The 21226-nt window shown below is 57.7% G+C and carries 19 protein-coding genes and 1 other annotated feature; of the genes, 16 read left to right on the top strand and 3 right to left on the bottom strand.

Annotation, left to right across the window (positions count from 1 at the left end; all coding sequences use genetic code 11):
- Nucleotides 1-2: 2 nt before the first annotated feature.
- The 3 genes from dnaN to gyrB are packed head-to-tail and all read left to right on the top strand — an operon-like array spanning nt 3 to nt 4616.
- Nucleotides 3-1103, top strand: coding sequence for a DNA polymerase III subunit beta (gene dnaN, locus AC0TNG_RS00980; RefSeq protein WP_008500170.1), 1101 nt, complete (start codon nt 3-5; stop codon nt 1101-1103).
- Nucleotides 1103-2176 (top strand): DNA replication/repair protein RecF, encoded by a 1074-nt coding sequence (gene recF / locus AC0TNG_RS00975; RefSeq protein ID WP_024907872.1) that lies wholly within the window; start codon nt 1103-1105, stop codon nt 2174-2176. The genes dnaN and recF overlap by 1 nt, the downstream gene beginning before the upstream one ends.
- A 28-nt stretch (nt 2177-2204) precedes the next feature.
- Nucleotides 2205-4616, top strand: coding sequence for a DNA topoisomerase (ATP-hydrolyzing) subunit B (gene gyrB, locus AC0TNG_RS00970; RefSeq protein ID WP_024907871.1), 2412 nt, complete (start codon nt 2205-2207; stop codon nt 4614-4616).
- A 34-nt stretch (nt 4617-4650) separates the two neighbouring features.
- Here the strand turns inward: gyrB and AC0TNG_RS00965 are convergent, their stop codons facing one another.
- Nucleotides 4651-5586 (bottom strand): LysR family transcriptional regulator, encoded by a 936-nt coding sequence (locus tag AC0TNG_RS00965; protein WP_473712623.1) that lies wholly within the window; start codon nt 5584-5586, stop codon nt 4651-4653.
- Nucleotides 5587-5696: 110 nt separating this feature from the next.
- On the opposite strand from AC0TNG_RS00965, the gene AC0TNG_RS00960 reads away from it, so the two are divergent.
- The 8 genes from AC0TNG_RS00960 to AC0TNG_RS00925 all read left to right on the top strand — a co-directional run bounded on the left by AC0TNG_RS00960 (nt 5697) and on the right by AC0TNG_RS00925 (nt 13878).
- A complete protein-coding gene (locus AC0TNG_RS00960; protein ID WP_473712622.1) occupies nt 5697-6722 on the top strand; it encodes a zinc-dependent alcohol dehydrogenase family protein in 1026 nt (341 codons plus the stop codon).
- Between the two features lie 114 nt (nt 6723-6836).
- Nucleotides 6837-7649, top strand: a complete 813-nt coding sequence (yidA, locus tag AC0TNG_RS00955) for a sugar-phosphatase (protein WP_047347427.1) — start codon at nt 6837-6839, stop codon at nt 7647-7649.
- Nucleotides 7650-7874: 225 nt separating this feature from the next.
- Complete coding sequence (gene dgoR / locus AC0TNG_RS00950; protein ID WP_003861109.1) at nt 7875-8564, top strand: D-galactonate utilization transcriptional regulator DgoR; 690 nt, start codon at nt 7875-7877, stop codon at nt 8562-8564.
- Complete coding sequence (locus AC0TNG_RS00945; protein ID WP_417927967.1) at nt 8561-9439, top strand: 2-dehydro-3-deoxygalactonokinase; 879 nt, start codon at nt 8561-8563, stop codon at nt 9437-9439. The genes dgoR and AC0TNG_RS00945 overlap by 4 nt, the downstream gene beginning before the upstream one ends.
- The gene (locus tag AC0TNG_RS00940; protein WP_032648565.1) at nt 9423-10040 is read left to right on the top strand and encodes a 2-dehydro-3-deoxy-6-phosphogalactonate aldolase; all 618 of its coding nucleotides are present in this window, start codon (nt 9423-9425) and stop codon (nt 10038-10040) included. Before AC0TNG_RS00945 ends, AC0TNG_RS00940 begins: the two co-directional genes overlap by 17 nt.
- Entirely contained in the window at nt 10037-11185 is a 1149-nt protein-coding gene (dgoD, locus tag AC0TNG_RS00935; protein WP_473712621.1) for a galactonate dehydratase, read from the top strand. Before AC0TNG_RS00940 ends, dgoD begins: the two co-directional genes overlap by 4 nt.
- 74 nt (nt 11186-11259) lie before the next feature.
- Nucleotides 11260-12597 carry an MFS transporter gene (locus AC0TNG_RS00930; RefSeq protein ID WP_080350511.1) on the top strand — a complete coding sequence of 446 codons (1338 nt, stop codon included), beginning with the start codon at nt 11260-11262 and terminating at the stop codon, nt 12595-12597.
- A 51-nt stretch (nt 12598-12648) separates the two neighbouring features.
- Nucleotides 12649-13878: a DUF3748 domain-containing protein gene (locus tag AC0TNG_RS00925; RefSeq protein WP_473712620.1), complete on the top strand. Its 1230-nt coding sequence runs from the start codon at nt 12649-12651 to the stop codon at nt 13876-13878.
- On the opposite strand, the gene AC0TNG_RS00920 is transcribed toward AC0TNG_RS00925, so the two are convergent.
- Entirely contained in the window at nt 13875-14207 is a 333-nt protein-coding gene (locus tag AC0TNG_RS00920) for a YceK/YidQ family lipoprotein (RefSeq protein ID WP_024907391.1), read from the bottom strand. The genes AC0TNG_RS00925 and AC0TNG_RS00920 overlap by 4 nt on opposite strands.
- Nucleotides 14208-14456: 249 nt before the next feature.
- Nucleotides 14457-14528, top strand: a sequence feature (ROSE (Repression Of Heat Shock gene Expression) occurs in the 5'-region of heat shock genes and acts as an RNA thermometer to modulate expression.).
- On the opposite strand from AC0TNG_RS00920, the gene ibpA reads away from it, so the two are divergent.
- The 3 genes from ibpA to AC0TNG_RS00905 all read left to right on the top strand — a co-directional run bounded on the left by ibpA (nt 14522) and on the right by AC0TNG_RS00905 (nt 17324).
- Nucleotides 14522-14932, top strand: coding sequence for a small heat shock chaperone IbpA (gene ibpA, locus AC0TNG_RS00915; protein ID WP_008500162.1), 411 nt, complete (start codon nt 14522-14524; stop codon nt 14930-14932). Its footprint overlaps the feature before it by 7 nt.
- 136 nt (nt 14933-15068) lie before the next feature.
- Complete coding sequence (gene ibpB, locus AC0TNG_RS00910; RefSeq protein ID WP_024907389.1) at nt 15069-15497, top strand: small heat shock chaperone IbpB; 429 nt, start codon at nt 15069-15071, stop codon at nt 15495-15497.
- 165 nt (nt 15498-15662) lie between these two features.
- Nucleotides 15663-17324: a putative transporter gene (locus AC0TNG_RS00905; RefSeq protein ID WP_473712619.1), complete on the top strand. Its 1662-nt coding sequence runs from the start codon at nt 15663-15665 to the stop codon at nt 17322-17324.
- On the opposite strand, the gene AC0TNG_RS00900 is transcribed toward AC0TNG_RS00905, so the two are convergent.
- Complete coding sequence (locus AC0TNG_RS00900; protein ID WP_024907387.1) at nt 17292-18038, bottom strand: GntR family transcriptional regulator; 747 nt, start codon at nt 18036-18038, stop codon at nt 17292-17294. The genes AC0TNG_RS00905 and AC0TNG_RS00900 overlap by 33 nt on opposite strands.
- 221 nt (nt 18039-18259) lie before the next feature.
- Here AC0TNG_RS00900 and AC0TNG_RS00895 point away from each other — a divergent pair, with 221 nt between their 5' ends.
- The gene (locus AC0TNG_RS00895; RefSeq protein WP_024907386.1) at nt 18260-19882 is read left to right on the top strand and encodes an alpha-glucoside-specific PTS transporter subunit IIBC; all 1623 of its coding nucleotides are present in this window, start codon (nt 18260-18262) and stop codon (nt 19880-19882) included.
- A complete protein-coding gene (locus AC0TNG_RS00890) occupies nt 19879-21201 on the top strand; it encodes a 6-phospho-alpha-glucosidase (RefSeq protein WP_024907385.1) in 1323 nt (440 codons plus the stop codon). The genes AC0TNG_RS00895 and AC0TNG_RS00890 overlap by 4 nt, the downstream gene beginning before the upstream one ends.
- Nucleotides 21202-21226 lie beyond the last annotated feature (25 nt).

Raw genomic sequence — 21226 nt, 5'->3', positions numbered from 1 at the left:
CTATGAAATTTACCGTTGAACGTGAACATTTATTAAAACCGCTGCAACAGGTGAGTGGCCCATTAGGTGGCCGCCCAACGCTGCCTATTCTCGGAAACCTGCTGCTTCAGGTCGCGGACGGTACGCTGTCGCTGACCGGTACAGATCTGGAAATGGAAATGATCGCGCGCGTTACGCTGACGCAGCCGCACGACGCGGGCGCGACCACGGTTCCGGCACGTAAATTCTTTGATATCTGCCGCGGGCTGCCGGAAGGCGCTGAAATCGCCGTGCAGCTGGAAGGCGACCGTATGCTGGTGCGCTCTGGCCGCAGCCGTTTCTCGCTCTCCACGCTGCCTGCTGCGGACTTCCCGAACCTGGACGACTGGCAGAGCGAAGTTGAATTCACCCTGCCACAGGCGACGATGAAGCGTCTGATTGAAGCCACGCAGTTCTCCATGGCGCATCAGGACGTTCGTTACTACTTAAACGGCATGCTGTTCGAAACCGAAGGTGAAGAGTTGCGTACCGTGGCCACCGACGGCCACCGTCTGGCGGTCTGTTCTATGCCAATTGGCGATTCACTGCCAAACCATTCGGTGATCGTGCCGCGTAAAGGGGTGATTGAGCTGATGCGTATGCTCGACGGTGGCGACACGCCGCTGCGCGTGCAGATCGGCAGCAATAACATCCGCGCCCACGTGGGCGATTTTGTCTTCACATCGAAGCTGGTTGACGGTCGTTTCCCGGATTATCGCCGCGTATTGCCGAAGAACCCGGACAAAACGCTGGAAGCAGGCTGCGACAGCCTCAAGCAGGCCTTTGCCCGTGCCGCGATCCTCTCAAACGAGAAATTCCGCGGCGTGCGCCTGTACGTGAGTGAAAACCAGATCAAAATCACCGCTAACAACCCGGAGCAGGAAGAGGCAGAAGAGATTCTGGACGTCACCTACGCCGGGGCTGAGATGGAAATCGGCTTCAACGTCAGCTACGTGCTGGATGTGCTGAACGCGCTGAAATGCGAGAACGTGCGCATCCTGCTGACCGACTCCGTTTCGAGCGTACAGATTGAAGATGCCGCATCACAGTCGGCTGCCTATGTTGTCATGCCAATGAGACTGTAATGTCGCTCACCCGTCTGTTGATCCGCGACTTTCGCAACATCGAAAGCGCGGATCTCGCTTTATCCCCTGGCTTTAACTTCCTGGTTGGCGCTAACGGCAGCGGCAAAACCAGCGTGCTTGAGGCCATCTATACGCTCGGCCACGGCCGGGCGTTTCGCAGTTTGCAGATTGGTCGCGTCATCCGCCACGAACAGGAATCTTTTGTTCTGCATGGGCGTTTGCAGGGCGAGGAGCGGGAGACCGCCATCGGCCTGACCAAAGACAAGCAGGGGGACAGCAAGGTGCGCATCGACGGTACCGACGGCCACAAGGTGGCGGAGCTGGCGCTGCTGATGCCAATGCAGCTGATAACGCCGGAGGGGTTTACTTTACTCAACGGCGGCCCCAAATACAGAAGAGCGTTCCTCGACTGGGGATGCTTTCACAACGAAGCCGGATTTTTTAACGCCTGGAGCAACCTGAAGCGTCTGCTCAAGCAGCGTAACGCCGCGCTGCGCCAGGTGACGCGCTACGCTCAGCTGCGTCCGTGGGACATGGAGTTAATTCCTCTTGCGGAACAGATCAGCCGCTGGCGTGCCGAATACAGCGCAGGTATCGCCGAAGACATGGCCGACACCTGCAAACAGTTTTTACCCGAATTCTCTCTCACCTTCTCCTTCCAGCGCGGCTGGGAGAAAGAGACGGATTATGCCGAGGTGTTAGAGAGAAACTTCGAGCGCGACCGCATGTTGACCTACACCGCGCACGGCCCGCACAAGGCGGATTTCCGCATTCGTGCCGACGGCGCGCCGGTGGAAGACACGCTGTCGCGCGGGCAGCTCAAGCTCCTGATGTGTGCGCTGCGCCTGGCGCAGGGGGAGTTTCTCACCCGCGAGAGCGGGCGGCGCTGCCTGTACCTGATAGATGATTTTGCCTCGGAACTTGACGACGCGCGGCGCGGGCTGCTTGCCAGCCGCTTAAAAGCCACGCAGTCGCAGGTTTTCGTCAGCGCCATTAGCGCTGAACACGTTATAGACATGTCGGACGAAAATTCGAAGATGTTTACCGTGGAAAAGGGTAAAATAACGGATTAACCCAAGTTGAAATGAGCGAGAAACGTTGATGTCGAATTCTTATGACTCCTCCAGTATCAAAGTCCTGAAAGGGCTGGATGCGGTGCGTAAGCGCCCGGGTATGTATATCGGCGACACGGATGACGGCACCGGTCTGCACCACATGGTATTCGAGGTGGTAGATAACGCTATCGACGAAGCGCTCGCGGGTCACTGTAAAGACATCGTGGTCACCATCCATGCGGATAACTCCGTCTCCGTCACCGATGACGGTCGTGGCATCCCAACCGGTATTCACCCGGAAGAGGGCGTCTCTGCGGCGGAAGTGATCATGACCGTGCTGCACGCAGGCGGTAAGTTCGACGATAACTCCTATAAAGTTTCCGGCGGCCTGCACGGCGTAGGCGTTTCGGTAGTAAACGCCCTGTCGCAGAAGCTGGAGCTGGTTATCCAGCGCGAAGGCAAAATCCACCGTCAGCTTTATACGCACGGCGTGCCGCAGGCACCGCTGGCCGTCACGGGCGACACCGACAAAACTGGTACCATGGTGCGTTTCTGGCCGAGCCTCGAAACCTTCACCAACGTCACCGAGTTCGAGTACGACATCCTGGCGAAACGCCTGCGTGAACTGTCGTTCCTGAACTCCGGCGTCTCGATTCGCCTGCGCGACAAGCGTGACAACAAAGAAGACCACTTCCACTACGAAGGCGGTATCAAGGCGTTCGTTGAGTATCTGAACAAGAACAAAACGCCAATTCACCCGAATATCTTCTACTTCTCCACCGAAAAAGACGGTATCGGCGTGGAAGTGGCGCTGCAGTGGAACGACGGTTTCCAGGAAAACATCTACTGCTTCACCAACAACATTCCACAGCGTGACGGTGGTACACACCTTGCGGGCTTCCGTGCGGCGATGACCCGTACCCTGAACGCCTACATGGACAAAGAAGGCTACAGCAAGAAAGCGAAAGTCAGCGCCACCGGTGACGATGCCCGTGAAGGCCTGATTGCCGTTGTCTCCGTGAAGGTGCCGGATCCGAAGTTCTCCTCACAGACCAAAGACAAGCTGGTCTCTTCTGAGGTGAAATCGGCGGTTGAGCAGCAGATGAACGAACTGCTGAGCGAATACCTGCTGGAAAACCCGTCCGACGCGAAAATCGTGGTGGGCAAAATTATCGATGCGGCGCGTGCCCGTGAAGCGGCGCGTAAAGCCCGTGAAATGACCCGTCGTAAAGGCGCGCTGGACTTAGCCGGCCTGCCGGGCAAGCTGGCTGACTGCCAGGAACGCGACCCGGCGCTGTCCGAACTGTACCTCGTGGAAGGGGACTCCGCGGGCGGTTCTGCAAAGCAGGGCCGTAACCGTAAGAACCAGGCTATCCTGCCGCTGAAGGGTAAAATCCTCAACGTTGAGAAAGCCCGTTTCGACAAGATGCTCTCTTCTCAGGAAGTGGCGACGCTCATCACCGCGCTGGGCTGCGGCATTGGCCGTGACGAGTACAACCCGGACAAACTGCGCTACCACAGCATCATCATCATGACCGATGCGGACGTCGACGGCTCGCACATTCGTACGCTGCTGTTGACCTTCTTCTATCGTCAGATGCCTGAAATCGTTGAACGTGGCCACGTCTACATTGCCCAGCCGCCGCTGTACAAAGTGAAGAAAGGCAAGCAGGAACAGTACATCAAAGATGACGAAGCGATGGATCAGTACCAAATCGCGATCGCGCTTGATGGCGCGACCCTGCACGCGAACTCGCACGCCCCTGCACTGGCTGGTGAGCCGCTGGAGCGTCTGGTGTCCGAGTTCAACGCCACGCAGAAAATGATCACGCGTATGGAACGCCGTTATCCGAAAACGCTGCTGAAGGAGCTGGTTTATCAGCCAACTCTGACCGAAGCCGATCTGAGCGACGAGCAGACCGTGACCCGCTGGGTGAACGCTCTGGTGACCGATCTGAACGAGAAAGAGCAGCACGGCAGCCAGTGGAAATGCGATGTTCAGCAGAACGCCGATAAGCAGTTCGAGCCTATTATTCGCGTGCGCACCCACGGCGTTGATACCGACTACCCGCTGGAGCACGAGTTTGTCACCGGTCCGGAATACCGTCGTATCTGCACGCTCGGCGAGACGCTGCGCGACCTGATCGAAGACGATGCGTTCATCGAACGTGGCGAACGTCGTCAGCCGGTAGCCAGCTTCGAGCAGGCGCTGGACTGGCTGGTGAAAGAGTCCCGTCGTGGCCTCGCGATCCAGCGCTATAAAGGTCTGGGCGAAATGAACCCGGAGCAGCTGTGGGAAACCACCATGGATCCGGAAAGCCGCCGCATGCTGCGCGTTACCGTTAAAGACGCGATTGCTGCAGACCAGCTGTTCACGACCCTGATGGGTGATGCGGTTGAACCTCGTCGTGCCTTCATCGAAGAGAACGCCCTGAAAGCGGCAAATATCGATATTTAATCGACGTGATACCGCACGATAACTGGCCGCGCTTTTAGCGCGGCTTTTTTATGGGCGCAGGCATATCCAGCGACATTGCGGACGGTAAACGGCTCGCCAGCGTATCTATCGCCATTCTTACCCTCAGCGGCAGGTGCGGCGTCTGCTGCCACACCGCATGAACGTCGAAATGCACATCCGGTGCCTGCTTCAGGAGCGGGACGAGTTTACCCTTGTGAATATCTTTAACGACCATCCAGCAGGGCAGCCATGCAATGCCGTGTCCGGCCAGCGCAGCGTCGCAGATCGCCTGCAAATCATCCATATTAAGTGATGACCGGGGAGTAAAGGTGTGCGACGTTCCTTCGTTATCCATCAGTTGCCAGGACAGCACTCTGCCTGCGCGCAGATAGTTAATCGCCGTATGCTGGGGTAAATCAGCCACGCTTTGCGGTTGGCCTTTCTTCTGCAGATAATCCGGCGCGGCGCATAGCACCATGCGGTGTTCTCCCAGCCTTCTGGCGACCAGCACGCTGCTGTCCTGAAGCGTGCCGTTACGCACCGCCATATCAAACCCTTCCTCGACGAGATCCACCACCCGGTCGCTGAATGACATTTCCAGTTCAAGCCCGGGGTGTTCCTGCGCCAGCGCTATCAGCAGCGGGGCGACGCACTGGCGACCAAACAGCACCGGCATGGCAACGCGCAGGCGGCCACTGACCTGCTGTTTCCCTGTTTCAAGCAGCGATTCCGCGCCCCGAATCTCCTCCAGCGCGCGCAGGCAGCGTTCATAAAAAAGAGCGCCGTTATCGGTCAGCCTCTGGCTACGGGTGGTGCGGTGAAAAAGACGTACCCCCAGCCGCTCTTCAAGGCGAGCGATGCTTTTCCCTACCGCCGAGCGTGACAAATGCAGGCGAATTGCGGCCTGAGCGAAACTTCCCGCCTCAACGGCAGCCACAAAAACAGGAATATCCTTCAGCGTATCGGTCATGGATTGTATCGATTATGGCGTCAATAAAGAGAAAACTTATCGCCACTGGTGACCTTTAGTCAACGGTAGACTGTCAGGACTAAAGCTCATCTGATGGCAGGAGAAATAAAATGACAGAGACAATGCAACGCTGGTCCATGGACGCCCTCGGGCGCGAGAACCTTAAGCTGACTCAGGCACCCGCTCCACAGCCAGGCCCGGGTGAAGTGCGCGTGCGGGTGAATGCCGTTGCGCTCAACTATCGCGATAAAATGGTTGTTGAAGGCACAATGCCAATCCCGCTTTCCTTCCCGTTTACCCCGGCGTCTGACATGGCAGGCGTCGTAGACTGCGTGGGTGAAGGCGTCACGCGCTTCCAGCCCGGCGCTCGCGTTATCTCAACCTTCTTCCCGGAATGGATCGACGGTAAACCGCAGGCGGACGCGCGCAATTTGCCCTATAAAACGTCCGGTGGATACTTCCAGGGGATGCTGGCCGAGTATGTGATTGTGAAGGAAGACGCGCTGGTGGCCTCCCCGGAGACCCTGGATGACGCCGAGGCCAGTACCTTACCCTGCGCAGGGCTTACCGCCTGGTTTGCGCTGATGGAACGCGGACAGCTGCGCGCCGGGCAATCGGTGCTGGTGCAGGGCACGGGCGGGGTGGCGATTTTCGCCCTGCAAATTGCAAAAGCGCACGGCGCAGAGGTATTTGTCACGTCCGGGAGCGATGAAAAGCTGGCGCTGGCCAAAAAACTGGGGGCCAGCCAGGGCATCAACCGCCTGAAAGGCGACTGGGCTGAAAATACGCTGGCGCTCACGCAGGATCGCGGCATCGACCATATTATTGAAACCGTGGGGGGAGAGAACCTGAAGCACTCCCTGCGCGCCGTTGCCGTTCACGGACGTATCTCCGTTATTGGCGTGCTGGCCGGGACGGAGATTACCCTCTCTGCTGGCGAGCTGTTGCTGAAATCCCCCGTCATTCAGGGGATCGGCGTGGGACACCGCCGGGCGCTGGAAGATTTCGTCCGCGCTGTTGATGTCACCGGACTGAAACCCGTGATTGAGCATCGCTACCGTTTTAACGAGCTTGAACAGGCGTTTGAACATCTCGATCGCGGCGCGTTCGGTAAAATTGTTCTCACCCGCGAGTAGGTCTTTGTTCCCCGGGATAAGCGTAAAAGGGGGCTTTTGTTGCGCAATGTAGCTCTATTTTTGTGTGCTTAATCGCGTTAGCATGAGGTAGCACTCATTTATCCCGGGGAACTCATGGCTATCAAACTTATTGCAATCGATATGGACGGCACGCTGTTGCTGCCAGACCACACTATCTCTCCAGCCGTTAAGAACGCGATCGCTGCGGCACGCGCAAAGGGCGTGAATGTGGTCCTGACCACGGGGCGTCCGTATGCGGGCGTGCACAGCTACCTGAAAGAGCTGCACATGAATCAGCCTGGCGACTACTGCATCACCTATAACGGCGCGCTGGTGCAGAAAGCCGCAGATGGCAGTACGGTTGCGCAAACCGCGTTGAGCTACGATGACTATCTGTTCCTGGAAAAACTGTCCCGTGAAGTGGGCTCCCACTTCCACGCCCTCGATCGCAATACGCTTTACACCGCCAACCGTGATATCAGCTACTACACGGTGCATGAATCCTACGTTGCGACCATTCCGCTGGTGTTCTGTGAAGCGGAGAAAATGGACCCTGCCACCCAGTTCCTGAAAGTGATGATGATCGACGAGCCGGAGATCCTGGATAAAGCGATTGCACGCATTCCGGCCGAGGTGAAAGAGAAATACACCGTGCTGAAAAGTGCGCCGTACTTCCTCGAAATTCTCGATAAACGCGTCAACAAAGGCACCGGCGTGAAATCACTGGCCGATGCGCTGGGCATTAAGCCGGAAGAGATTATGGCGCTGGGCGACCAGGAAAACGACATCGCGATGATTGAATTCGCGGGCATGGGCGTGGCGATGGATAACGCCATTCCGTCGGTGAAAGAAGTGGCCAACTTCGTGACCAAATCCAACCTGGAAGACGGCGTTGCCTACGCGATCGAGAAGTTTGTGCTGCAGTAACGCTTATTTCTAATCATCGGCCTCGGTTATCAACCGGGGCTTTTTTTGCGCTGAATTTATCGAATTGTTCTTTTTGTGATCTTGATTGTAGTACAACATTGATTGATTGTACTACATTGTCACCACGGCAAAGTCGAACGCCCTCACGTTTGTACTGCAAAAGTGAGGTGAAATTCAGCGGTCGCGGTAAAGTAGTAATGGACATACAGAGCACAAGGACTCTCCATGACTCTCAATAAAACCGATCGCATCGTCATTACGCTGGGCACCCAGATTGTGGGTGGCAAATACGTTCCCGGTTCGCCGCTGCCTGCAGAGGCCGAACTGTGTGAGGAGTTTGAAACCTCGCGCAACATCATCCGGGAAGTCTTCCGCTCGCTGATGGCGAAGCGGCTGATTGAAATGAAGCGCTATCGCGGCGCGTTTGTTGCCCCGCGCAATCAGTGGAACTACCTCGATACCGACGTACTGCAGTGGGTGCTGGAAAACGATTACGACCCAAGGCTTATCGGTGCGATGAGCGAAGTCCGAAACCTGGTTGAACCGGCCATCGCCCGCTGGGCGGCGGAGCGCGCAACCTCTGGCGATTTGGCGCAGATTGAGTCGGCTTTAAACGACATGATCGCCAATAACCAGAACCGGGAGGCGTTTAACGAGGCGGATATCCGCTACCACGAAGCGGTGCTGCAGTCGGTGCATAACCCGGTATTACAGCAGCTTAGCGTGGCGATCAGCTCGCTACAGCGAGCAGTATTTGAACGTACCTGGATGGGCGATGAGGCCAACATGCCGAAAACGCTCCAGGAACATAAAGCGCTGTTCGATGCGATACGGCATCAGGACGGCGATGCGGCAGAGCAGGCGGCGCTTACCATGATTGCCAGCTCGACACGAAGGCTGAAGGAAATCACATGACATCTCGCTACATCGCAATTGACTGGGGATCGACCAATCTGCGCGCCTGGCTGTACCAGGGCGAACAGTGCCTGGAGAGCAGGCAATCAGAAGCAGGCGTGACGCGCCTGAACGGTAAATCCCCCGAGGCGGTGTTAGCAGAGGTCACACAAAACTGGCGCGACAGCGCCACGCCGGTGGTCATGGCGGGAATGGTCGGCAGCAACGTTGGCTGGAAGATAGCGCCTTATCTACCGGTTCCTGCCCATTTCTCCGCGATTGGCGATCAGTTAACGTCCGTTGGCGACAATATCTGGATAATTCCCGGTTTGTGCATCTCTCGCGGGGATAACCACAACGTGATGCGCGGCGAAGAGACGCAGCTGCTTGGCGCGCGCACGCTTTCTCCTTCTTCTGTCTACGTCATGCCCGGAACGCACTGCAAGTGGGTCCAGGCCGACGCTGAGCAAATCCACGATTTTCGCACCGTGATGACCGGCGAGCTGCACCATTTGCTGCTCAATCATTCACTGGTGGGAGCCGGTTTGCCGGAGCAGGAAGCCTCGTCAGAGGCGTTTGCTGCCGGGCTTGAACGTGGGATCGCTTCTCCTGATGTTTTGCCGCAGCTTTTTGAGGTTCGCGCCTCGCACGTGCTGGGAAATCTCCCGCGCGAGCAGGTCAGCGAATTTCTCTCCGGCCTGCTAATTGGCGCAGAGGTCGCCAGCATGCGTGATTTCGTCGCGCACGAGCAGGCCATCACCCTTGTCGCTGGCACATCGCTAACGTCGCGCTATGAGCAGGCGTTTCGCGCCGTTGGACGTAACGTTTCAACGGTATCCGGCGACACGGCATTTCAGGCAGGAATAAGGAGCATCGCTCATGCAGTGGCAAACTGATCTTCCCCTTATCGCGATTTTGCGCGGCATCACGCCCGACGAGGCGTTAGCCCACGTCGGCGCGGTTATCGACGCCGGGTTCGACGCTGTGGAAATCCCGCTTAACTCTCCGGAGTGGGAAAAAAGCATTCCGGCCGTGGTGGAGGCCTTCGGCGATAGGGCGCTGATTGGCGCAGGCACCGTGTTACGGCCTGAGCAGGTAGATCGGCTGGCAAAGATGGGCTGTAAGCTTATCGTCACGCCCAACATTCAGCCTGAGGTGATCCGCCGCGCGGTGGGTTACGGCATGACCGTCTGCCCTGGATGCGCCACCGCCACGGAAGCCTTTACTGCTCTGGACGCGGGCGCACAGTCGCTCAAAATTTTCCCGTCATCGGCTTTTGGACCGGACTACATCAAAGCGCTGAAAGCGGTATTACCCGCCAGCGTGCCGGTCTTTGCCGTGGGCGGCGTAACGCCAGAAAACCTGGGCCAGTGGATGAGCGCGGGCTGTGTGGGCGCGGGGCTGGGCAGCGATCTGTATCGCGCCGGTCAGTCCGTGGAACGTACCGCACAGCAGGCGGCAGCATTTGTGAAAGCGTATCGAGAGGCAGTGAAATGAAAATAACCAAACTCACCACGTACCGTTTACCCCCGCGCTGGATGTTCCTGAAAATCGAAACCGATGAAGGGGTCGTGGGCTGGGGCGAACCGGTAATTGAAGGACGTGCGCGCACCGTAGAAGCAGCGGTGCACGAGCTGGGGGAATACCTGATTGACCAGGATCCGGCTCGCATCAACGACCTGTGGCAGGTGATGTACCGCGCGGGCTTCTACCGCGGGGGACCGATTCTGATGAGCGCCATCGCCGGTATCGACCAGGCGCTGTGGGATATCAAAGGCAAAGTGCTGAACGCGCCGGTCTGGCAGCTGATGGGCGGCCTGGTGCGCGACAAAATTAAAGCCTACAGCTGGGTCGGCGGTGACCGTCCTGCGGAAGTGATCGACGGCATCACGCAGCTGCGCAACATTGGCTTTGATACCTTCAAGCTCAACGGCTGCGAAGAGATGGGCATTATCGACAACTCGCGCGCGGTGGATCGCGCGGTGAATACTGTCGCGCAAATCCGTGAAGCCTTCGGCAACGAGATCGAATTTGGCCTGGACTTCCATGGCCGCGTTAGCGCGCCGATGGCCAAAGTGCTGATCAAAGAGCTGGAGCCGTATCGTCCGCTGTTTATCGAAGAGCCGGTACTGGCCGAACAGGCCGAGTACTATCCGAAACTGGCTGAACAGACGCACATTCCCATCGCGGCGGGTGAACGCATGTTCTCGCGCTTCGAGTTTAAACGCGTGCTGGAAGCGGGCGGCATTGCCATCCTGCAGCCGGACCTCTCTCACGCGGGCGGCATCACCGAATGCTACAAAATTGCCGGGATGGCCGAAGCCTACGATGTGGCGCTGGCGCCGCACTGTCCGCTTGGACCGATCGCGCTGGCGGCCTGTCTGCACGTCGACTTTGTCTCCCGCAACGCGGTGTTCCAGGAGCAGAGCATGGGGATTCACTATAACAAGGGCGCGGAACTGCTCGATTTTGTGAAAAATAAAGAAGACTTCAGCATGGAAGGCGGTTTCTTTAAACCGTTAACGAAGCCGGGCCTTGGCGTTGAGATTGATGAAGCCAAAGTCATTGAGCTGAGTAAAAACGCGCCGGACTGGCGTAACCCGCTGTGGCGTCATGAAGACGGTTCCGTAGCCGAGTGGTAAATCGCCGGTAAGCGCAGCGCCATCGGCCAAAATAACGTACCTACAAAAATATAACCCTCTGTAAATTACAGGGCATGGTGAGCGGCTTCGCTATGCCCAAAATCTGGAGACAGATTGCGATGGATATTCCAGTTACCGCTACAAAAACCGGGCGTCGCCGCTACCTGACGCTGATTATGATCTTTATTACCGTGGTCATTTGCTATGTCGACCGCGCCAACCTTGCCGTGGCATCGGCCCATATTCAGGAAGAGTTTGGCATCACCAAAGCGGAAATGGGTTACGTCTTCTCGGCGTTTGCCTGGCTGTATACGCTCTGCCAGATCCCGGGCGGCTGGTTCCTTGACCGCGTGGGTTCACGTTTGACCTACTTTATCGCCATTTTCGGCTGGTCCGTGGCGACCCTTTTCCAGGGCTTCGCGACCGGGCTGATGTCGCTGATTGGCCTGCGCGCCATCACCGGGGTTTTCGAAGCGCCCGCGTTTCCCACCAACAACCGCATGGTGACCAGCTGGTTCCCGGAACATGAGCGTGCGTCTGCCGTCGGCTTTTACACCTCCGGGCAGTTCGTTGGCCTGGCGTTCCTGACGCCGCTGCTGATCTGGATCCAGGAGCTGCTGAGCTGGCACTGGGTGTTCATCGTCACAGGGGGGATTGGCATTATCTGGTCGCTGATCTGGTTCAAGGTCTACCAGCCGCCGCGGCTGACCAAAAGCATCACCAAAGCCGAGCTGGACTACATCCGCGACGGCGGTGGCCTGGTGGACGGTGATGCGCCGGTGAAAAAAGAGGCGCGCCAGCCGCTGACCAAAGCGGACTGGAAGCTGGTCTTTCACCGTAAGCTGGTGGGCGTTTATCTGGGCCAGTTCGCGGTGACCTCCACGCTGTGGTTCTTCCTGACCTGGTTCCCGAACTATCTGACCCAGGAAAAGGGCATCACGGCGCTGAAGGCGGGCTTTATGACTACCGTGCCGTTCCTCGCGGCTTTTTTCGGCGTACTGCTCTCCGGGTGGCTGGCCGATAAGCTGGTGAAAAAAGGATACTCGCTGGGCGTGGCGCGTAAAACGCCGATTATCTGCGGGCTGCTGATCTCCACCTGCATCATGGGCGCCAACTACACCAACGATCCGGTGTGGATTATGGCCCTGATGGCAGTGGCGTTCTTCGGTAACGGTTTCGCCTCTATCACCTGGTCGCTGGTGTCGTCTCTCGCGCCGATGCGGCTGATTGGCCTGACCGGTGGCGTATTCAACTTTGTCGGCGGGCTGGGCGGGATCACCGTACCGCTGGTCATCGGCTACCTGGCGCAGGACTACGGCTTCGGCCCGGCGCTGGTGTACATCTCCGCCGTGGCGCTGATCGGTGCGCTCTCCTACATCCTGCTGGTGGGTGATGTGAAACGAGTAGGCTAATCCCTGCGGATGTTTTACCCTGATGCACTCACCGTGCATCAGGGTATCCTCATGAAACAAATCACCTTCGCTTCCCGCAACCACCAGCTGACCAACATCAATACCTGGACGCCGGACAGCCAGTGGCTGGTCTATGACGTGCGCCCGTCCGGTGCATCGTTCACCGGTGAAACCATCGAGCGGGTCAACGTCGATACGGGCAAAGTAGAGGTAGTTTATCGCGCCACCGATGGCGCGCACGTTGGCGTGGCGACCGTTCATCCCGCGCAGGAGAAATACGTCTTTATCCACGGTCCGAAAAAACCGGATGCAGACTGGCACTACGATTTTCATCATCGTCAGGGAGTCATTGCCTGTAACGGTCAGGTGAGCAATCTTGACGCGATGGATATCACTTCGCCGTACACCCCTGGGGCGCTGCGCGGCGGCAGCCACGTCCATGTCTTCAGCCCGAACGGCCAGCTCGTCAGCTTTACCTATAACGACCATGTCCTGCACGTGCGCGATCCTAAACGTGATTTACGCAACGTCGGCGTGGCTGCGCCTTACGGCCCTGTGAACCCGCAGGGGAACCATCCCCGTGAGTATCCGGGAACCTTCTGGAGCGTGCTGGTCAGCCGCACGACGCCCAACCCGCAGCCGGGCAGCGACGAGATTAACCGCGCCTATGAAGAGGGCTGGGTAGGCAACACCAGGCTGGCGTTTATCGGCGATACCCTCTCTGCGCAGGGCGAAAAAGTCCCGGAACTGTTTATCGTCGACCTGCCGGAAGACGAGCAGGGCTGGAAGCGTGCGGGCGATGCGCCGCTGCAGGGCACGGCAGAGACCCTGCCGGCCCCGCCTGCCGGGGTAATGCAGCGTCGTCTGACCTTTACGCATCAGAGGGCCTATCCGGGCCTGGTGAACGTGCCGCGCCACTGGGTTCGCAGCAACCCGCAGGGGACGCAGATCGCGTTTCTGATGCGCGACGATAACGGCATTGTGCAGCTGTGGCTGATCTCGCCTGAGGGCGGCGAGCCGCGCCAGCTGACGCGTAACGGGAGCGATATTCAGTCTGCGTTTAACTGGCATCCGGCGGGTGACCGACTGGGGTTTGTGCTCGAAAACCGGATCGCCTGCTGCGACGCGCAGACCGGAGAGGTGACGTTTTTGACGTCCGATCACGGCAATCCGCCGTCTGCTGATGCCGTCGTGTTTTCCCCGGACGGGCGCTTTATTGCGTGGATGGAAGAGACAGGGGGTTTCCGTCAACTTTGGTTAACGGAAACCGCGCAGAACTAGCGTGGAGGCATCTCTGCGGGCGGGATAACGGCGTTTGTTGCCAGATTCTCCTGCTCGCTTTTTTCTACCCGTGAGCGCACGGAGTTGTCCTTACGAAACATATCCCACGGCAGCAGAAGCGTATCCGCCACGGCCGTAAACGGCATATCCAGGATAACCAGGGATTTGGTGCCCCAGTTTGTATCGTCATCGGAGATCATCGCCGCGCTGGCGCGCGTCCCCGGATATGTTCCTTCTTTACCGCCGGTGTGAGACATCACGCTCGAACACCCGCAAAGTAAAACAACCCCGCTGAACGTCGTCAGCTTTATCAGAACATTTTTCATCATCACTCAGTCATCGTTAATGGCACTGCATAGACCTGCAACTCAGGGTTATAACGAGCCTTAACCAAAATGGATAGCCCGATAACCCCGCACTGTGGCAGCCATCGCAATTTAACCCTTTGTGCTGTTGTCCCAGTCTAAGCGAGATGCAGGAAAGTGCAAAAAAAAGTGCAGTCGTCGCGCTTGAAAAGCCCGGTTGTAGACCCATTTTAAGAATACGACCCGATAACGAACTCGCCTGATGGGTGTTCGGGGGGCGCAAAGGCCTGTCCATGGTGGAAGGCTACATTTTCTCGCTGATTTCAGGAGTTTTATTTATGCGTAACTTCGATCTTTCTCCGCTATACCGTTCTGCAATTGGTTTTGACCGCCTGTTTAACCATTTAGAAAATAACCAAAGCCAGAGCAACGGCTACCCTCCATACAATGTTGAGCTGGTTGACGAAAACCACTACCGCATCGCCATTGCCGTCGCCGGTTTTGCAGAAAACGAACTGGAGATCACCGCGCAGGACAACCTGCTGGTGGTGAAAGGTTCCCATACGGCCGAGCAGAAAGAGCGTACTTACCTTTACCAGGGCATCGCCGAGCGCAACTTTGAACGCAAGTTCCAGTTAGCCGAGAACATTCACGTGAAAGGCGCGAACCTGGTCAACGGCCTGCTGTTTATCGAACTGGAACGTGTGATTCCGGAAGAGAAAAAACCGCGTCGTATCGAAATTAACTAATTATGCGGGTCGCGCTAGCGGCCCACCCAGAATTGCTTGCCGTAACGGGAGCATATGCGAATCCATCAGGATTTGCAGGAGCAACTGCGCACAAAATTAAACTGTGCCGAACTCGCTTCTCAGAAGGAGATTTAGTATGCGTAACTACGATTTATCCCCCTTACTTCGTCAGTGGATTGGTTTTGACAAACTGGCTAATGCCCTGCAAAACACCGCTGAGCAACAGACGTTCCCGCCGTACAACATCGAAAAAAGCGACGATAACCACTATCGTATTACCCTGGCGCTGGCCGGCTTCCGTCAGGAGGATCTGGATATCCAGCTCGAAGGCACGCGTCTGACCGTGAAAGGTACGCCGGAGAAACAAGAGACCGAGACCAAATGGTTGCATCAGGGGCTGGTTAATCAGCCGTTTAGCCTGAGCTTTACCCTGGCAGACCATATGGAGGTGTCCGGCGCCACGTTTACCAACGGGCTGCTGCATATTGACCTGACCCGCAACGTGCCGGAAACCATTCCGCCGCAGCGTATCGCCATTAGCGACCGGCCGGCGTTAAACAGTTAACAGTGTGCGGGTTGATGCCCTCACCCCGGCCCTCTCCCACAGGGAGAGGGTGAAAAGATAAAGCCCTGCCCCGGCAGGGCTTTTTTGTGCGCCATCGCCCATACAACCGCCCACGGCTCTGAGAGAATCCTTAGCATAACTAAGGTTATGCCAAGGAAGTGGATCATGAGTGATATCGCGTTAACCGTCAGCGTGTTGGCCCTGGTCGCTGTTGTTGGCCTGTGGATAGGGAATATCAAAATCCGCGGCGTCGGGTTTGGGATAGGCGGGGTGCTGTTTGGCGGCATTTTTGTCGGCCACTTTGCCGACCAGCTCGGGCTGGTCCTCAGCGCCGAGATGCTCCACTTTACTCAGGAGTTCGGCCTGATCCTCTTCGTCTATACCATCGGGATTCAGGTGGGGCCGGGCTTTTTCGCTTCACTTCGGGTCTCCGGATTACGGCTCAACCTGTTTGCCCTCGGCATTGTGGTGATGGGCGGGCTTGTCACCGCCATTCTGCATAAGATTTTTTCTATCCCGCTGCCCGTGGTGCTGGGCATTTTCTCCGGAGCGGTCACCAACACGCCCGCGCTCGGTGCCGGACAGCAAATCCTGCGCGATTTGGGCATCGAACCCGGCATCGTCGATCAGATGGGGATGAGCTACGCCATGGCCTATCCGTTTGGCATTTGCGGCATTCTGCTCTCCATGTGGCTGGTCCGCGTCCTGTTTCGCATTAACATTGATAAAGAGGCGAAAGACCACGAAACCACGCTCACCAACGGCCATATGCCGATCAAAACCATCAATATTCGGGTCGATAACCCCAACCTGAACAATATGGCGATTCAGGACGTGCCGATCCTGAACAGCGCCAATATTATCTGCTCCCGCCTTAAGCGCGACGATATGCTGATGGTGCCCGCGCCCGGCACCATCATTCAGCAAGGCGATCTGCTGCACCTGGTCGGCCAGCCCGGCGATTTAAACAACGCGCGGCTGGTGATTGGTCAGGAAGTGGATACTTCGCTCTCAACCCGCGGCACCGATATGCGCGTGGAACGCGTTGTGGTGACTAACGAGCACGTTCTTGGTAAGAAAATACGCGATCTTCAGGTAAAAGAACGCTACGACGTGGTGATCTCCCGCCTCAACCGTGCGGGTGTCGAGCTGGTCGCCAGCCCCGAGGCCAGCCTGCAGTTCGGGGATATCCTCAACCTGGTCGGGCGCCCGTCGTCCATCGACGCCGTGGCGGATATGGTGGGTAACGCCCAGCAAAAACTGCAGCAGGTGCAGATGCTGCCGGTGTTTATCGGTATCGGGCTTGGCGTACTCCTTGGCTCCATCCCGCTGTACGTACCGGGCTTCCCGGTGGCGCTCAAGCTGGGCCTGGCGGGCGGGCCGCTGATTATGGCGCTGATCCTCGGGCGTATCGGCTGCATCGGTAAGCTCTACTGGTTTATGCCGCCGAGCGCCAACCTGGCGCTGCGCGAGCTGGGCATCGTCCTGTTCCTGGCGGTGGTCGGGCTGAAGTCCGGCGGGGATTTTGTCGATACTCTGGTCAAAGGCGAAGGGATGAGCTGGGTCGGCTACGGCATCTTTATCACGGCGATTCCGTTGCTGACGGTGGGCATACTGGCGCGGATGTTCGCCAAAATGAACTACCTGACGCTGTGCGGCATGCTGGCGGGCTCCATGACCGATCCGCCCGCGCTGGCCTTTGCCAACAACCTGCACGCCACCAGCGGCGCGGCCGCGCTCTCCTATGCCACCGTCTACCCGCTGGTGATGTTCCTGCGCATCATTACGCCGCAGCTACTGGCGGTGCTGTTCTGGGGGATGGGCTAGCAGGTCGTCCGGGTGGATGCGCCGCAGATGGTAGTCCACCTGGTAATCGCTGGTATTTCGGAACATCACGGAATAATTGAGGAACTCGCCGCTGTCGCTGTAGGAGAGGGACGTAATGCGCAGCAGCGGCGTCTGTTCCGGCAGGTTCATATAACCGGCCAGCGTTTTATCTGCCAGCACCGGCGTCAGGCTCTCGTAGTTCCCGCTGATGGTAATCCCGCACTCCTTCTCGATGTAATCAAACTTAGACCCCTCAAGATGCGCCAGCGACAGATTGCGGAACAGCTTCACCGGCATAAAGCTGTCCTCCAGCATCAGCGGCTTCCCGTCCACGTAGCGCACCCGTCGGGAAAAGTAGATCCGCTCATCCACCTGAATCCGCAGCTGGCTGGCGATGGCGGGTGGGGCGGGCATCACTTCGAACTGCAGCACCTTGCTCTGCACCTCTTTTCCCTGCTGGCGCAGCACCTCCACCAGCCCGGTCAGGTTGGTGGTTTCGTGGTGAACGTCTTTACGCGACACAAACGTGCCGCTGCCGTGCCGCCGCTCAACCAGCCCCCAGCTCACCAGCAGATCCAGCGCCTTGCGGATGGTCATTCGCGCCACGCCGAACTCCTGCGCCAGCGCTTTTTCGCCGGGCAGCGGGCTGCCGATGTTGTAGTCCGACGAATTCAGCCGCAGCCGCAATCTGTCGGCAATAGATTTGTAGATCACCAGTAGACCTCTCTGCCCTTATCAGGGCGTGGATGGCGTCCTGATATGTCCATATTTACCGCAAAAAGTAGACCTGTTTGGTCAAAATAAAACCATGAATGCGATCACGAATCGCAGCGGCACGCCATGTTCGCGCATCAGTAAGTTCTTATGCTCACCTCAGGCCAGCAAAAAACCATAAAGGCCTCTACCCCTACAGGTTGTTTCATGAGGATTTAAAAATGCTCAGTCAAATACAACGTTTTGGCGGTGCCATGTTTACCCCGGTGTTGCTGTTTCCGTTCGCCGGGATCGTGGTGGGAATCGCCATCATGCTTCGCAACCCGCTGTTTGTCGGCGAAGCCTTAACGGCCCCCGATCATCTTTTCGCGCAGATTGTTCACATCATTGAAGAGGGCGGCTGGGCGGTGTTTCGCAATATGCCGCTGATTTTTGCTGTCGGCCTGCCGATTGGCCTGGCGAAGCAGGCCCAGGGCCGCGCCTGTCTGGCGGTGCTGATTAGCTTCCTGACCTGGAACTACTTCATCAACGCGATGGGGATGACCTGGGGCCACTTCTTTGGCGTCGACTTCTCCGCCGAACCGACGGCGGGAAGCGGGCTGGCGATGATTGCCGGCATCAAAACGCTCGATACCAGCATCATCGGTGCCATCGTGATTTCAGGCATCGTCACCGCCATCCACAACCGCTATTTTGACAAGCCGCTGCCGGTGTTTCTGGGGATTTTCCAGGGCAGCTCGTTTGTCGTTATTCTCGCGTTCTTCGTCATGATCCCCTGCGCCTGGCTGACGCTGCTGGGCTGGCCGAAAGTGCAGATGGGCATTGAGTCTCTGCAGGCGTTCCTGCGCTCTGCCGGGGCGCTGGGCGTGTGGGTGTATACCTTCCTGGAACGCATTCTGATCCCAACCGGATTGCACCACTTCGTCTACGGTCCGTTCATCTTCGGCCCGGCGGCGGTTGAGGGTGGGATTCAGGTCTACTGGGCGCAGCACCTGCAGGAATTCAGCCAGAGCACCCTGCCGCTGAAAACTCTCTTCCCGGAAGGCGGCTTCGCCCTGCACGGTAACTCAAAAGTGTTTGGTTCGGTCGGGATAGCGCTGGCGATCTGGTACACCGCGTCGCCGGAAAACCGCGTCAAGGTCGCGGGGCTGCTGGTCCCGGCAACGCTCACCGCCGTGCTGGTGGGCATTACTGAACCGCTCGAATTCACCTTCCTGTTTATCTCGCCGCTGCTGTTTGCCGTTCATGCCGTGCTGGCGGCGACCATGGCGACGGTGATGTACACCTTCGGCGTGGTCGGGAACATGGGGGGCGGCCTGCTGGACCAATTTCTGCCGCAAAACTGGATCCCGATGTTCCATAACCACGCCGCGACGGTCTTCACCCAGATCGGCATTGGCGTCTGCTTCACCGGAATTTACTTCGTGGTCTTCAAAACGCTGATTGCGCGTCTGAACCTGAAAACGCCGGGCCGGGAGGAGAGCGAAATCAAGCTCTACAGCAAGGCCGACTATAAGGCGGCGCGTGGGCAAACCACAGCTCCGGCTGCGGCCAGCCAGCAGGTCGGGCAGGCCGCCGGATTCCTGCAGGCGCTGGGCGGTGCGGCCAACATCGAAAGCATCAACAACTGCGCCACCCGCCTGCGCATCGCCCTGGTCGATATGGCGAAAACGCAAAGCGATGACGTCTTCAAAGCCCTCGGCGCCCACGGCGTGGTGCGACGCGGCAACGGCATTCAGGTGATTGTCGGCCTGCACGTTCCTCAGGTGCGCGACCAGCTGGAATCGCTGATGAAAACCCCCTTAACGAATGAACAAACCACCCTGACAGAGGCTATATCATGAAAAAATTCTCAGTTGTCATTGCAGGCGGCGGCAGCACCTTTACGCCTGGTATCGTCCTGATGCTGTTAGCCAACCGTGACCGTTTCCCGCTGCGCGCCCTGAAGTTCTATGACAACGACGGCGCGCGTCAGGAGACCATCGCCGAAGCGTGCAAAATTATCCTTAAGGAACAGGCTCCGGAGATTGAGTTCAGCTACACCACCGACCCGAAAGCGGCCTTTAGCGATGTCGATTTCGTGATGGCGCATATCCGCGTGGGTAAATACCCGATGCGCGAAAAAGATGAAAAAATCCCGCTGCGCCACGGCGTGCTGGGTCAGGAAACCTGCGGCCCGGGTGGGATTTCCTACGGCATGCGCTCTATCGGCGGCGTGCTGGAGCTGGTGGATTATATGGAGCAGTACTCTCCGAACGCGTGGATGCTGAACTACTCCAACCCGGCGGCGATTGTCGCGGAAGCCACGCGCCGCCTGCGTCCGAACGCCAAAATCCTCAACATCTGCGATATGCCGATCGGCATTGAAGGGCGCATGGCGCAGATTGTCGGCCTGAAGGACCGCAAAGAGATGCGCGTGCGCTACTACGGCCTGAACCACTTCGGCTGGTGGACGTCGATTGAAGATCTGAACGGCAACGATTTGATGCCGAAACTGCGTGAATACGTGGCGAAAAATGGCTATGTCCCGCCTTCTGACGACGCTCATACCGAAGCGAGCTGGAACGATACGTTCGCTAAAGCAAAAGACGTGCAGGCGCTGGATCCGGACACCATGCCGAACACCTACCTGAAGTATTACCTGTTCCCGGACTACGTGGTCGCGCATTCCAACCCGGAACGTACCCGCGCCAATGAGGTCATGGATCACCGTGAGAAGCACGTGTTCAGTTCCTGCCGGGCGATTATCGAGGCGGGAAAATCCTCTGCCGGTGAATTGGAAATCGACGAACACGCGTCGTACATCGTCGATCTGGCGACCGCCATTGCCTTTAACACCCAGGAGCGGATGCTGCTGATTGTGCCAAACAACGGGGCCATCCATAACTTTGATGCCGACGCGATGGTGGAGATCTCGTGCCTGGTGGGCCATAACGGGCCGGAGCCGCTCACGGTGGGCGATATTCCTCACTTCCAGAAAGGGCTGATGAGCCAGCAGGTGGCGGTGGAAAAACTGGTGGTGGATGCCTGGGAGCAGCGCTCGTACCAGAAACTCTGGCAGGCGATTACCCTGTCGAAAACCGTGCCGAGCGCGTCCGTCGCGAAGGCGATTCTGGATGACCTGATCGAGGCCAACAAAGAATACTGGCCAGAGCTGCACTGATCGTCCCGACCGGCATCGTCCGATG

This window comes from Enterobacter sp. PL_is514, assembly GCF_055816715.1.
Note: the sequence above shows the minus strand (reverse complement) of the source record. Positions and strands in the feature narration are given on the sequence as shown.

Bases quoted from the DNA above. Each gene is read 5' to 3' on its own strand.
- dnaN (WP_008500170.1), top strand. From the start codon at position 3: ATGAAATTTACCGTTGAACGTGAACATTTATTAAAACCGCTGCAACAG.
- recF (WP_024907872.1), top strand. From the start codon at position 1,103: ATGTCGCTCACCCGTCTGTTGATCCGCGACTTTCGCAACATCGAAAGC.
- gyrB (WP_024907871.1), top strand. From the start codon at position 2,205: ATGTCGAATTCTTATGACTCCTCCAGTATCAAAGTCCTGAAAGGGCTG.
- AC0TNG_RS00965 (WP_473712623.1), bottom strand. From the start codon at position 5,586: ATGACCGATACGCTGAAGGATATTCCTGTTTTTGTGGCTGCCGTTGAG.
- AC0TNG_RS00960 (WP_473712622.1), top strand. From the start codon at position 5,697: ATGACAGAGACAATGCAACGCTGGTCCATGGACGCCCTCGGGCGCGAG.
- yidA (WP_047347427.1), top strand. From the start codon at position 6,837: ATGGCTATCAAACTTATTGCAATCGATATGGACGGCACGCTGTTGCTG.
- dgoR (WP_003861109.1), top strand. From the start codon at position 7,875: ATGACTCTCAATAAAACCGATCGCATCGTCATTACGCTGGGCACCCAG.
- AC0TNG_RS00945 (WP_417927967.1), top strand. From the start codon at position 8,561: ATGACATCTCGCTACATCGCAATTGACTGGGGATCGACCAATCTGCGC.
- AC0TNG_RS00940 (WP_032648565.1), top strand. From the start codon at position 9,423: ATGCAGTGGCAAACTGATCTTCCCCTTATCGCGATTTTGCGCGGCATC.
- dgoD (WP_473712621.1), top strand. From the start codon at position 10,037: ATGAAAATAACCAAACTCACCACGTACCGTTTACCCCCGCGCTGGATG.
- AC0TNG_RS00930 (WP_080350511.1), top strand. From the start codon at position 11,260: ATGGTGAGCGGCTTCGCTATGCCCAAAATCTGGAGACAGATTGCGATG.
- AC0TNG_RS00925 (WP_473712620.1), top strand. From the start codon at position 12,649: ATGAAACAAATCACCTTCGCTTCCCGCAACCACCAGCTGACCAACATC.
- AC0TNG_RS00920 (WP_024907391.1), bottom strand. From the start codon at position 14,207: ATGATGAAAAATGTTCTGATAAAGCTGACGACGTTCAGCGGGGTTGTT.
- ibpA (WP_008500162.1), top strand. From the start codon at position 14,522: ATGCGTAACTTCGATCTTTCTCCGCTATACCGTTCTGCAATTGGTTTT.
- ibpB (WP_024907389.1), top strand. From the start codon at position 15,069: ATGCGTAACTACGATTTATCCCCCTTACTTCGTCAGTGGATTGGTTTT.
- AC0TNG_RS00905 (WP_473712619.1), top strand. From the start codon at position 15,663: ATGAGTGATATCGCGTTAACCGTCAGCGTGTTGGCCCTGGTCGCTGTT.
- AC0TNG_RS00895 (WP_024907386.1), top strand. From the start codon at position 18,260: ATGCTCAGTCAAATACAACGTTTTGGCGGTGCCATGTTTACCCCGGTG.
- AC0TNG_RS00890 (WP_024907385.1), top strand. From the start codon at position 19,879: ATGAAAAAATTCTCAGTTGTCATTGCAGGCGGCGGCAGCACCTTTACG.